Below are 11,514 nucleotides of genomic sequence, written 5' to 3'. Positions count from 1 at the left end.
CTGCCGCAGTCCTGCGCTCTGCTGGCGTTCCTCGCAACCCGAACCACTGGACGGGCATGGACAAGATCAGAATCCGCGGCGGCCGCGCGCTCAACGGCACGATCGCCGTGGGCGGCGCCAAGAACGCGGCGTTGCCGCTGATGGCGGCAAGCATCCTCATCGACGGGACGCTGACCCTCACCAATCTCCCGCATCTCGCGGATATCCAGACCCTGGGCACGCTGCTCGAGCAGCTCGGCGTCCATGTCTCGGTGGACGGCCGCGTGGCGCGGCTGACGGCGAGCCGTATCGTCAGCACCACCGCTCCGTACGACCTGGTGCGCAAGATGCGCGCCTCGGTGCTGGTGCTCGGACCGCTGGTGGCGCGCGAGCGCCGCGCCCGCGTGTCGCTGCCGGGCGGCTGCGCGATCGGCGCCCGCCCGATCGACCTCCATCTCAAGGGCCTCCAGGCCATGGGGGCCGAGATCGAGCTCAGCGAGGGTTACGTCGAGGCGCGGGCGCCCGAGGGGCTGCGAGGCGCCGAGATCATCTTCCCGTTCGTCTCGGTCGGCGCCACCGAGAACCTGCTGATGGCGGCCTCGCTGGCCCGCGGCGAGACGGTGCTGAAGAACGCGGCGCGCGAGCCCGAGGTCCAGGACCTTGCCAACTGCCTCGTCGCCATGGGGGCCCAGATCGAGGGCATCGGCACGGACCGGCTGGTCGTCCGCGGCGTCGACCGCCTCGCGCCCGCGACGCATTCGATCCTGCCGGACCGCATCGAGACCGGGACCTATGCGATGGCCGCCGCGATCACCGGCGGCGACATCGAGCTGACCGGGACGCGCCTCGACCTGCTCGACGCTGCGGTGGTGTCGCTGCGCGGTGCGGGGGTTTCGATCGAGCCGACGGCGCGCGGGATCCGGGTCCAGCGGACCAATGCGCCACTCGTCGGCGTGGACGTCATGACCGAGCCCTATCCGGGCTTCCCGACCGACCTCCAGGCCCAGATGATGTCGCTGCTCACGACCGCCGAAGGCGCCTCGATGGTCACGGAGACGATTTTCGAGAACCGGTTCATGCACGTGCCGGAGCTGCGTCGGATGGGTGCCAACATCAATCTCCATGGCGCTTCGGCCATGGTCCGCGGCGTGCGCCGCCTGACCGGCGCCCCGGTCATGGCCACGGACCTGCGCGCCTCCGTCAGCCTCGTCATCGCCGGGCTTGCGGCCGAGGGCGAGACCGTGGTCAATCGCGTCTATCACCTCGATCGCGGCTACGAGCGGGTCGAGGCCAAGCTGGCCGCCTGCGGGGCGGACATCGAGAGGCTGAAGGAAGCGGCATGAGCGGACCCCTGAAGCTGCGAGCGAACGACGCCGACGATCTCGGCGTCGTCTCGGCTTGCCTTCAGGATGCGATCGTGCCGATGGCCGAGATCCAGTTCCTGCCGGAGGAGAAGCGCTTCGTCTTCGTCGCGAACCGTTTCCGCTGGGAGAACTGCCGCGAGAGCGCGGACATGCCGGTCGTCGATCCGCCGGTCGAGCCGGTCGCCGATGTCGCGTTCGCGGCGGGCTGCGCCACCTACGAGCGGGTCAATTGCGGGGTCTGCTTCGAGGGCGTGGAGCATGTGCGCCGGCGCGGCATCGACCTCCGGGACCGCGGCCGGGTGCTCGAGCTGCTGGCACTGCGGTTCGAGGAGGGGGCGGTCGTCCTCGCCTTCTCCGGCGAGGCGGCGATCCGCCTCGAAGGGGCGCGGATCTGGTGCCATCTGAGCGACATCGGCGAGCCCTGGCAGACCCAGTGGCGGCCGCGACATCCGGCGGGCGACACGCTATAAGCCCGCCGCCCGCGCCGGTCAGTCGGCGCGTCGTCCCGTCCAGCCCGCCCGAGTTCGATCCGTGCCAGCGACCGCCACGCCCGCGAACGACAAGCTCGTTCTCGCCCTGCCGCAGGGCCGCATCCTGAAAGAGGTGCTGCCGCTGCTGGCCCGCACCGGGATCGAGCCCGAGCCCGCTTTCGGCGATCCCGCCGCACGCCAGCTGCGCTTCGCGACGAACGTCCCCGATCTCGACATCGTGCGCACCCGCAGCTTCGACGTCGCGACCTATGTCGCCTTCGGTGCGGCGCATATCGGCATCGCGGGCAACGACGTGCTGATGGAGTTCGACTACGACGAGATCTACGCCCCGCTCGATCTCGGCATCGGCAAGTGCCACATCGCCGTCGCCGCGCCGGCCGAGCTCGTCGGGCGCGACGATCCGTCGCGCTGGAGCCACGTCGTCGTGGCGACGAAGTACCCGCGGATCACGCGGCGCCATTTCGCCGCGCGCGGCGTGCAGGCGGAGTGCATCAAGCTGTCCGGCGGCATCGAGCTGGCCCCGGCGCTCGGGCTGTGCCCGCGCATCGTCGACCTCGTCTCGACCGGCGCCACGATGCGCGCCAACGGACTGGTCGAGATCGAGCGCATCGCCGACATCACGTCGCGGCTGATCGTCAACCGGGCCGCCTTCAAGACACGTCACGCGCGGATCGCGCCCTGGATCGGACGACTGGAGGAGGTGGCCCGTGCCGCTTGAGCTGATCGCCGGCACGCCGGGCTTCGCCGCTGGGTTCAACCGCCTCGTCGCCTCGGCGCGCGAGACGGTCGAGCAGGTCGATTCCGTCGCCGCGGCGATCGTGGAGGACGTGCGTCGCCGTCGCGACCAGGCGCTGCTCGACTACACGGCGCGTTTCGACAAGCTCGAGGTCACGGCCGACCGGCTGGCGATCGGATCGCGGGAGATCGATGCCGCGTGGCGCAAGACTCCGGCTGCCGCCCGGCGGGCGCTCCAGACGGCGGCGCAGCGCATTGACGCGTTCCACCGCCGCCAGCTGCCCGGCGATGTCGGATGGACCGACGGGCTCGGTTTGCGCCTGGGCTGGCGCTGGACCGCCGTCGATTCCGTCGGCCTCTACGTGCCCGGCGGACGCGCGGCCTATCCCTCGTCGGTGCTGATGAACGCCGTCCCGGCGCGGGTGGCCGGCGTCGAGCGCCTGGTCATGGTCGTGCCGACGCCGTCCGGGGTGCTCAATCCGCTGGTCCTGGCGGCCGCGCGGATCGCCGGCGTCACCGAGATCTATCGCGTCGGCGGCGCCCAGGCGGTGGCCGCGCTCGCCTTCGGCACGGCGACGATCAAGGCCGTCGACAAGATCGTCGGCCCGGGCAACGCCTATGTCGCCGCGGCCAAACGGCTGGTCTTCGGCACCGTGGGCATCGATTCGATCGCCGGCCCCTCGGAGGTCGTCGTCGTCGCCGATGCCGCGAACGATCCCGACTGGATCGCCGCCGACCTGATGGCGCAGGCCGAGCATGATCCGGTCGCCCAATCGATCCTGATCACGGACGACGCGCGCTTCGCCGCACGGGTCGGGGCGGCGGTCGATGCGCTGATCGGGAAGCTCAAGCGCAAGGCGATCGCCGCCGCGTCGTGGCGCGACCACGGTGCCGTCATCGTCGTGCGGCGCCTCGCCGATGCGCCCGCGCTCGTCGATCGGCTCGCCCCGGAGCATCTGCAACTGGCGGTGGCCGAGCCGGACAGGCTGGCAGGCAGGATCCGGCACGCCGGGGCGATCTTCCTCGGCCGGCACACGCCGGAGGCGCTGGGCGACTACGTCGCGGGGCCGAGCCACGTCCTGCCGACGTCGCGAACGGCGCGCTTCGCCTCCGGCCTGGGCGTCCTCGACTTCATGAAGCGCACGACCCTGATCGGCGCCGATTCCGCGGGCCTCGATGCCCTCGCGCCCGCGGCCGTCGCCCTGGCGCGTGCCGAGGGGCTCGACGCGCATGCGCGTTCGATCGCGGTGCGTCGCGCCGCGCGGCGATGACGGACGGCGACTTCCGCATCGTCCATATCGAGCTCGACGAGCGGACGGTCGTCCGCCGCAGCCCGGACATCGAGCAGGAGCGCGCGGTCGCGATCGTCGACCTGCTCGACGACAACCGCTTCGTCCCGGTCGGCGACCGCGGCGGTCCCTACAAGCTTCTGCTGTCGATCGCGGACAACCGGCTCGTGCTGGACATCGCACGAGCGGACGGCAGCGAGGTCGACCGGCTGCAGCTGCCCCTGCTGCCGTTCCGCCGGATCGTCCGCGACTACTTCATGGTCTGCGAGACCTATTACGACGCCATCAAGCACGCGAGCCCGAGCCGCATCGAGGCGATCGACATGGGCCGCCGTGCGCTCCACAACGAGGGGTCGAACGCGCTGCAGGCGCGGCTGGCGGACCGGGTGGAGGTCGATTTCGAGACGGCCCGGCGGCTGTTCACGTTGATCTGCGTACTTCATATTCGCCCGACCCGGGGCGACGGCACCTGACCGGGGAGGGACGATGCCGGCCTCGCTCCCGGGCAGCGTGCTGTTCGCCTGCACCTACAATGCGATCCGGTCGCCGATGGCCGAGGCGTTGTTCCGCCATGTCCACGGCCGGCGGATCTACGTCGCCTCGGTCGGCGTGCGGGCCGGCGATCCAGATCCCTTCGTGGCCACGGTGATGCAGGAGCTCGGAATCGACCTGTCGCGCCATCGCGGCAAGACCTTCGACGACCTCGCGGACACGTCGTTCGACGTGGTCGTCACGCTGTCGCCGGAGGCGCAACACAAGGCCGTCGAGATGACGCGCACCATGGCCTGCGAGGTCGAGTACTGGGCGACGCTCGACCCGACCTGGGTCGAGGGCAGCCGCGAAGCGACGCTCGCGGCCTATCGCGAGGTGCGCGATCAATTGCTGCGCCGCATCCGACAGCGCTTTCCGGTGCCACCTGTGCCGGAGCTTTGACGGCCGCCAACGTCGCGCAGCCGCCTTCAGCGGCGCTTCCCTCTTGACCGCGTGCGGCGCGCTGACCCAACGTCGCGGCGTTGGTCCGGCCCTGCCGTGCGTCGATGGAGAGCCAATGCCGAAGGAAGACTTGATCGAGTTCGCTGGCGTCGTCACCGAGCTGCTTCCCAATGCGATGTTCCGTGTGAAACTCGACAACGGCCATGAGCTCCTCGCCATCACCTCGGGCAAGATGCGCAAGAACCGGATCCGCGTACTGGCCGGTGATCGCGTCAATGTCGAGATGACGCCCTACGACCTGTCCAAGGGCCGCATCACATTCCGGTTCAAGTGACGACCGGCTCGCGCCACGCGTCCGCCCGCGTCGCCGCAACGCCGCGTCTGGTTCGGCGATGAGCGGCGCTCGCGCCATCGGCGGCATCCGGTGACGGACCGCGCGGTCGACGCGTCGGCGTCGATGTCGGCACCGCAGCTGGTTCTCGCCTCGGCATCGCCGCGGCGGTTGGATCTCCTGGCGCAGGTGGGGATCGTTCCCGCCGCCGTGGATCCCGCCGAGATCGACGAGACGCCGCTGCCGCGCGAGCTCCCGCGTCCCCACGCCCAGCGCCTCGCGGCCGCCAAGGCGGCGGTCGTGGCCGTCCGACATCCTGCCGCGCTCGTGCTCGCCGCCGACACCGTCGTCGCCTGCGGCCGGCGCATCCTGCCGAAGGCCGAGGATCCGGCGACGGCGCGGCGCTGCCTCGAGCTGCTGTCGGGCCGTCGCCACCGCGTGCTCGGCGCGATCTGCATCCGGGCGCCGGGCGGCCGGCAGGTGGCCCGCGTGTCGACGACGATCGTGACCTTCAAGCGCCTCGACGCCGTCGAGCTCGACGCCTATCTCGCGAGCGGCGAGTGGCGCGGCAAGGCCGGCGGCTACGCGATCCAAGGTCGGGCGGCCGCGTTCATCCCGTTCATCGGCGGCTCGTACAGCAACGTCGTCGGCCTCGATCTCCATGTGGTCGCCCAGATGCTGCGCGGCCTCTGCGCGTGACGCGCGAGCTGCTCGTCCAGCGCTGGGCCGACGGCTACGCCGCGGCCCTCGTCGAGGACGGCGAGGTGGAGGACGTCGTGCTGGCGCCGGCACTCGGCGCGACCGCCGCCGGCGCGCTGCACGTGGCCCGCGTCGACCAGAGCCGCGCCGATCTCGGCCTGACCTTCGTGATGCTCGAGGGCGATGTGCCGGCGTCGCTGGAGACCGGCCGCGAGGTTCCGACCCCAGGCGAGCGGCTGCTGGTCCAGGTCGCGGCGCCGGCGCGCGACGGCAAGCCCGTCCGCGTGCGCCGCCGGCTCTCGCTTCCCGGCCAGCTCGTCGTGCTGAACCCGGGCGGCCGCGCTCTGCGCGTCGCGCGCCGCGCCCAGCGCGCGCTCGCTTCCCGTGCGATGGCGACGGCCCTCCACGAGCGCGCCCCGGCGGGCTGCGGCCTCACGATCCGATCGGCGGCGGCGCGTGCGCCGGAGGACGCGGTGGTGGCCGAGCTCGACCGCCTGTCGCGACTCTGGCGGGCGGTCGACGCGCGCGTCGCCGGCGCGGCCGTGCCGAGCTTCCTCTACGCGGATCCACCGGCCTGGCGGGCGGCCTTGCCGCTGCTGCGCGCCGAGCCGGCACGGCTGCTGGTGGCGGAGCGGCACCTCGTGCGCGAGTTCGCCGCCTTCGGCGTCGTCGCGACCCTGGCCGAAGGCGGCGACCTGTTCGACCAGGCGGGCGTCGGCGAGGCACTGTCCGCCGCGGAAGCCGTGGTCGTCGATCTGCCCCTCGGCGGGTCGATCGCCCTCGAGCGGACCCGCGCGCTGCTCGCGGTCGACATCGACAGCAGCGGTGGCGACGCGGCCAGCGTCAATCTCCGCGCGGTGCCGGTGATCGCGCGCCAGTTGCGGTTGCGTGATGCGCTGGGCACGGTGCTCGTGGATTTCCTGCGCGGGCCGGCGGCCCAGCAGCGCCGTCTCGAGCGCGAGATCGAGGCCGCGGTGGCACTGGACCGGCGCCATGTCGACCTGCTGGGGTGGACGCGCGGCGGGCTGTTCGAGTTGCGCCGCAGCGAAGAGGTGGCGGAATGAGCCGCCGTTCGACCCGGGCGGTCTGCCCGATCTGCGCGAAGCCCGCCCAGGCGGCGTTCCGGCCCTTCTGCTCGGTGCGCTGCAAGGACGAGGATCTGCGACGCTGGCTGGTCGGCGCCTATCGCATTCCGGCGTCGCCGGGAGAGCCGCCCGAGGACGAGGATCGCGCCCGCGAGGAGGACCAAGGATGAAGTCGGTCGTTTTGCCGTCGCACAAGCAGGTTCCCGCGCTGGGGCAGGGGACCTGGCAGATGGCCGAGAACGGCGCCGGGCGCCAGCAGGCGATCACGGCGCTGCAACTCGGCGTCGACCTCGGCATGACCCTGGTCGACACCGCCGAGATGTACGGCGAAGGTGCGGTCGAGGAACTCGTCGGCGAGGCGATCGTGGGACGGCGCGACCAGGTCTTCCTGGTCAGCAAGGTCTATCCGCACAACGCCTCGCGCGAGCGCATGGTCGCCGCTTGCGCCCGGAGCCTGAAGCGCCTGCGCACCGATCGCGTGGACCTGTACCTTCTGCACTGGCCGGGGTCGGTGCCGATCGACGAAACGCTCGAGACCTTCATGCGGCTGAAGGACGAGGGGAAGATCCTCGACTACGGGATCAGCAATTTCGATGCCCGCGGGCTGCAGCGGGTGTGGTCGCGGCCGGGCGGCGCCGGCCTGGTGACCAACCAGGTCCTCTACAATCTGTCGGAGCGCGGCATCGAATGGGACCTGCTTCCCTGGTGCCGCAAGCATTCCCTTCCGCTGATGGCGTATACGCCGCTCGGGCAGGGCGAGATCCTCGGGAATCGCGGGCTCGCCCGGGTCGCCGCCCGGCACGGAATCACGCCGGCTCAGGCGGCGCTGGCGTGGTTGCTCCAGCGGGACGGGGTGATCGCGATCCCGAAGGCCGGCAATCCGAGCCATGTGCGCGAAAATCGCAAGGCCGCCGATCTCGAGCTGTCGCCGGAGGACCTTCGCGATCTCGATGCCGCCTTTCCGCCGCCGACCGGACCGACCCCGTTGGCCGTGTTGTGAGCGGTCGCCGCGCCTGGACAGCCTCGGGCGCATTGTCTATAAGCCGCCCTCCGCTCGACCGAGCCCGTGTGCCCAGGTAGCTCAGTTGGTAGAGCATGCGACTGAAAATCGCAGTGTCGCTGGTTCAATTCCGGCCCTGGGCACCACTTTCCCGCTCGACACCCGACATTCGTAGACCCGCGCTCGCCTGAGCCGGGCGACCGGCGTCCCGGCTCCGGCCGATCCGCGCTCGCCCGCCGCTGCCGCCGGCCTGCGGCCGTTTCCCCCATGATTTCCGTTCATTGGTTTCCCGCCGGTGGCCGGAATTCGACGGATTATCTCTGGGGAATTAATCCGATTTTTATGGATCACGACGACACTTTTACCGTCAGGCCCTCCCTCTGGGGTGGCCGGACCGTTTCGACGACGCGTGACCGATGCGCGGCGCCGGAGCGAACCGCTTGCGACACATGCCGGGTCCCGGCAGGCGATCGCGAGGGGTGCCCCGCGGAAAGCCGCAGCGTCCGGCGTGAAGAAGAGGAAGTGCCATGGTCTCCCCGATTTCCTACCTTTCGCTGGCGCAGATCGCTGCGTTGACCTCGACCGCGGTCGCCGACCTGACCACGACGCAGGTCTCGGCGCTGACGTCGAGCCAGATCGGCGCGCTGACCACCACCAACATCGGGGTCCTGAGTTCGACGCAGGTGAGCGTCCTCTCCGGCACGCAGGTGCGGGGGCTCACGACCACCCAGATCCCGAGCCTCACGCCCGTCTCGTCGTTCAGCGGTGCCGCATTGTCGGTGCTGAACGGCCAGCAGATCCAATCGCTGACGTCGACCCAGGTGGGCACCCTCGAGACGACGCAGCTCGGGTCGCTGACGTCGTCGCAGCTCGGCTCGCTCACGACGACGAACCTCTCGACGCTCACGTCGACCCAGGTCGGTGCGCTGACGACGACCCAGGTGAAGGGCCTGACCACGACCCAGGTCGCGGCGCTGACGACCACGGACATCGGCGAATTCAGCTCGACGCAGCTCGGCGCCTTCACGACGACGCAGGTCGCGGCGCTGACCTCGACGCAGGTGGCGGAGCTCACCACCACGCAGCTCGGCGGCCTCAGCTCGACGCAGGTCGGTGCGCTCACAACCACCAGCCTCTCCGAGCTCGACACGACGCAAGCGTCGTCCCTGACCACGACGCAGCTCAAGGGCCTGACGACGACGCAGGTCGGGGCCCTCACCTCGACGGATGTCGGCGAGCTGACCTCGACGCAGATCGGCGGCCTGACTTCGACGCAGTTGGGCGCGCTGTCGACGACGGCGACGGCCGAGCTGACCACGACGCAGATCGGCGCTCTGTCCTCGACGCAGATCTCCGGCCTGAAGACCTCGCAGATCGCCGCCCTCACCTCGACGCAGGTGGCCGAGCTCACCACCACGCAGCTGGGCGGCCTGACCTCGACGCAGCTCGGGGCGCTCAGCACCACGAATCTGTCCGAACTCGACACGACGCAGGCGCAAGCGCTGACGACGACGCAGGTGAAGGGCCTGAAGACCACGCAGGTCTCGGCGCTGACGACGACTGATATCGGCGAGCTGACCTCGACCCAGCTCGGCGCCCTGCTGACGACGCAGGTAGCGGTTCTGACCTCGACGCAGGTCGGCGCGCTCACGACGACCCAGCTCGGCGGCATGAGCTCCACGCAGCTCGCCTCGCTGACCACCACGAACATCTCCTCGCTCGACACGACGCAGGCCGCGTCGCTGACCACGACGCAGCTGAAGGGCCTGACGACGACGCAGGTCGCGGCGCTGACGACGACGGACGTCGGCGAGTTGACCTCGACGCAGATCGGCGGCTTCACCTCCACCCAGATTTCCGCCCTGACGACCTCGGCCACGGCCGAGCTCACGACGACGCAGATCAGCGCGCTGAGCTCCACCCAGGTCTCGGGCATGAAGACCTCGCAGATCGCCAACCTGACCTCGACCCAGGTCGGCGAGCTGACCACGACGCAGCTTGGCGGCCTGACCTCGACGCAGCTCGGATCGCTGAGCACGACCAATCTGTCCGAACTCGACACGACCCAGGCGAGTGCGCTGACGACGACGCAGCTCAAGGGCCTGACGACGACCCAGGCCGCGTCGCTGACCTCGACCGACATCGGCGAGCTGACCTCGACCCAGATCGGCGGCCTGACTTCGGCCCAGGTCGGCGCGCTCACGACGACGGCGCTCTCGGCCCTGGATACCACGCAGGTCGGCGCGATGAGCACGACCCAGGTCAAGGGCCTGACGACGACGCAAGTCGCGGCGCTGACCACGACGGACATCGGCGAGTTCACGTCGACCCAGCTCGGCGCCTTCACGACGCAGCAGATCGCGGCGCTGACCTCGACCCAGGTCGCGGAACTCACGACGACGCAGCTCGGCGGCCTGACCTCGACGCAGGTCGGAGCGTTCAGCACGACCAACATCTCCGAGCTGGATACGACCCAGGCGCAGGCGCTGACGACGACGCAGATCAAGGGCCTGACGACGACGCAGGTCGCGGCCCTGACATCGACGGACGTCGGCGAGCTGACCTCGACCCAGGTCGGTGGGCTGACCTCGACGCAGGTCGGCGCGCTGACGACCACCGCGACGGCGGAGCTGACGACGACGCAGATCAGCGCGATGTCGTCGACCCAGATCTCGGGTCTGAAGACGTCGCAGGTCGCCAACCTGACCTCGACACAGGTCGGCGAGCTGACGACGACGCAGCTCGGCGGCCTGAGCTCGACCCAGCTCGGCTCGCTGAGCACCACGAATCTGTCCGAGCTCGACACGACGCAGGCGCAGGCGCTGACGACGACGCAGCTCAAGGGCCTGACCACGACGCAGGTCGCGGCGCTGACGACGACCGACATCGGCGAGCTGACCTCGACGCAGCTGGGCGGCCTGACCACGACGCAGGTCGCCGTGCTGACCTCGACGCAGGTCGGCGAGCTGACGACGACGCAGCTCGGCGGGCTGAGCTCGACCCAGCTCGGCGCGCTGACGACGACGAACATCTCCGAGCTCGACACGACGCAGGCGCAGGCGCTGACGACGACGCAGCTCAAGGGGCTGACGACGACGCAGGTCGCGGCGCTGACGTCGACCGACGTGGGCGAGCTGACGTCGACGCAGGTCGGCGGCCTGACCTCGACCCAGGTCGGCGCGCTGACGACGACGGCGACGGCGGAGCTGACGACGACGCAGATCAGCGGGATGTCGTCGACCCAGATCTCGGGGATGAAGACCTCGCAGATCGCCAATCTCACGAGCACGCAGGTCGGCGAGCTGACGACGACGCAGCTCGGCGGGCTGAGCTCGACGCAGCTCGGCGCGTTGACCACCACGAATCTGTCCGAGCTCGACACGACGCAGGCGCAGGCGCTGACGACGACGCAGCTGAAGGGCCTGACGACCACGCAGGTCGCGGCCCTGACGACGACCGACGTGGGCGAGTTGACCTCGACCCAGCTCGGCGGGTTCACCTCGACCCAGATCGCGGCGCTGACGACGACGACGCTGTCCGAGCTGACGACGACCCAGTTCGGGGCCTTGACGACGACGGTCGTGAAGGGCCTGACGACGACCCAGATC

12 protein-coding genes and 1 tRNA gene are annotated in these 11,514 nt (G+C 70.5%); all 13 read left to right on the top strand.

Going from position 1 to position 11,514, the window contains the following annotated elements:
- Window positions 1-56: 56 nt before the first annotated feature.
- Window positions 57-1,322 carry a UDP-N-acetylglucosamine 1-carboxyvinyltransferase gene (gene murA / locus JNK84_RS22350; RefSeq protein WP_293428408.1) on the top strand — a complete coding sequence of 422 codons (1,266 nt, stop codon included), beginning with the start codon at window positions 57-59 and terminating at the stop codon, window positions 1,320-1,322.
- Window positions 1,319-1,813, top strand: coding sequence for a DUF2948 family protein (locus JNK84_RS22345; protein WP_293428406.1), 495 nt, complete (start codon window positions 1,319-1,321; stop codon window positions 1,811-1,813). Before murA ends, JNK84_RS22345 begins: the two co-directional genes overlap by 4 nt.
- 61 nt (window positions 1,814-1,874) lie before the next feature.
- Window positions 1,875-2,552 carry an ATP phosphoribosyltransferase gene (gene hisG, locus JNK84_RS22340; RefSeq protein WP_293428404.1) on the top strand — a complete coding sequence of 226 codons (678 nt, stop codon included), beginning with the start codon at window positions 1,875-1,877 and terminating at the stop codon, window positions 2,550-2,552.
- Complete coding sequence (gene hisD, locus JNK84_RS22335) at window positions 2,542-3,840, top strand: histidinol dehydrogenase (RefSeq protein WP_293428402.1); 1,299 nt, start codon at window positions 2,542-2,544, stop codon at window positions 3,838-3,840. The genes hisG and hisD overlap by 11 nt, the downstream gene beginning before the upstream one ends.
- Entirely contained in the window at window positions 3,837-4,331 is a 495-nt protein-coding gene (locus tag JNK84_RS22330; RefSeq protein ID WP_293428400.1) for a UPF0262 family protein, read from the top strand. The genes hisD and JNK84_RS22330 overlap by 4 nt, the downstream gene beginning before the upstream one ends.
- A gap of 13 nt (window positions 4,332-4,344) precedes the next feature.
- On the top strand, window positions 4,345-4,791 hold the full coding sequence (locus JNK84_RS22325) for an arsenate-mycothiol transferase ArsC (protein ID WP_293428398.1): 447 nt from the start codon (window positions 4,345-4,347) through the stop codon (window positions 4,789-4,791).
- A gap of 115 nt (window positions 4,792-4,906) precedes the next feature.
- Window positions 4,907-5,125: a translation initiation factor IF-1 gene (gene infA, locus JNK84_RS22320; RefSeq protein WP_293428396.1), complete on the top strand. Its 219-nt coding sequence runs from the start codon at window positions 4,907-4,909 to the stop codon at window positions 5,123-5,125.
- A gap of 123 nt (window positions 5,126-5,248) precedes the next feature.
- Entirely contained in the window at window positions 5,249-5,821 is a 573-nt protein-coding gene (locus JNK84_RS22315; RefSeq protein WP_293428639.1) for a Maf family protein, read from the top strand.
- Window positions 5,818-6,885, top strand: a complete 1,068-nt coding sequence (locus tag JNK84_RS22310; protein ID WP_293428395.1) for a ribonuclease E/G — start codon at window positions 5,818-5,820, stop codon at window positions 6,883-6,885. The genes JNK84_RS22315 and JNK84_RS22310 overlap by 4 nt, the downstream gene beginning before the upstream one ends.
- Complete coding sequence (yacG, locus tag JNK84_RS22305; protein ID WP_293428393.1) at window positions 6,882-7,076, top strand: DNA gyrase inhibitor YacG; 195 nt, start codon at window positions 6,882-6,884, stop codon at window positions 7,074-7,076. Before JNK84_RS22310 ends, yacG begins: the two co-directional genes overlap by 4 nt.
- Complete coding sequence (locus JNK84_RS22300; protein ID WP_293428391.1) at window positions 7,073-7,906, top strand: aldo/keto reductase; 834 nt, start codon at window positions 7,073-7,075, stop codon at window positions 7,904-7,906. Before yacG ends, JNK84_RS22300 begins: the two co-directional genes overlap by 4 nt.
- 70 nt (window positions 7,907-7,976) lie before the next feature.
- A tRNA-Phe gene (locus JNK84_RS22295) sits at window positions 7,977-8,052 on the top strand.
- Between the two features lie 381 nt (window positions 8,053-8,433).
- The coding region (locus JNK84_RS22290) for a beta strand repeat-containing protein (protein ID WP_367272385.1) at window positions 8,434-11,514 on the top strand (3,081 nt) is incomplete at its 3' end.

The sequence above is a fragment of the Phreatobacter sp. genome (assembly GCF_016793595.1).
Classification (GTDB): Bacteria; Pseudomonadota; Alphaproteobacteria; order Rhizobiales; family Phreatobacteraceae; genus Phreatobacter.
This window is presented reverse-complemented; position numbering and strand designations above follow the sequence as displayed.

Excerpts from the sequence above, each read along its gene's own strand:
- murA (WP_293428408.1), top strand. The coding sequence starts at position 57 with ATGGACAAGATCAGAATCCGCGGCGGCCGCGCGCTCAACGGCACGATC.
- yacG (WP_293428393.1), top strand. The coding sequence starts at position 6,882 with ATGAGCCGCCGTTCGACCCGGGCGGTCTGCCCGATCTGCGCGAAGCCC.
- JNK84_RS22300 (WP_293428391.1), top strand. The coding sequence starts at position 7,073 with ATGAAGTCGGTCGTTTTGCCGTCGCACAAGCAGGTTCCCGCGCTGGGG.
- infA (WP_293428396.1), top strand. The coding sequence starts at position 4,907 with ATGCCGAAGGAAGACTTGATCGAGTTCGCTGGCGTCGTCACCGAGCTG.
- JNK84_RS22345 (WP_293428406.1), top strand. The coding sequence starts at position 1,319 with ATGAGCGGACCCCTGAAGCTGCGAGCGAACGACGCCGACGATCTCGGC.
- JNK84_RS22330 (WP_293428400.1), top strand. The coding sequence starts at position 3,837 with ATGACGGACGGCGACTTCCGCATCGTCCATATCGAGCTCGACGAGCGG.
- JNK84_RS22315 (WP_293428639.1), top strand. The coding sequence starts at position 5,249 with ATGTCGGCACCGCAGCTGGTTCTCGCCTCGGCATCGCCGCGGCGGTTG.
- JNK84_RS22325 (WP_293428398.1), top strand. The coding sequence starts at position 4,345 with ATGCCGGCCTCGCTCCCGGGCAGCGTGCTGTTCGCCTGCACCTACAAT.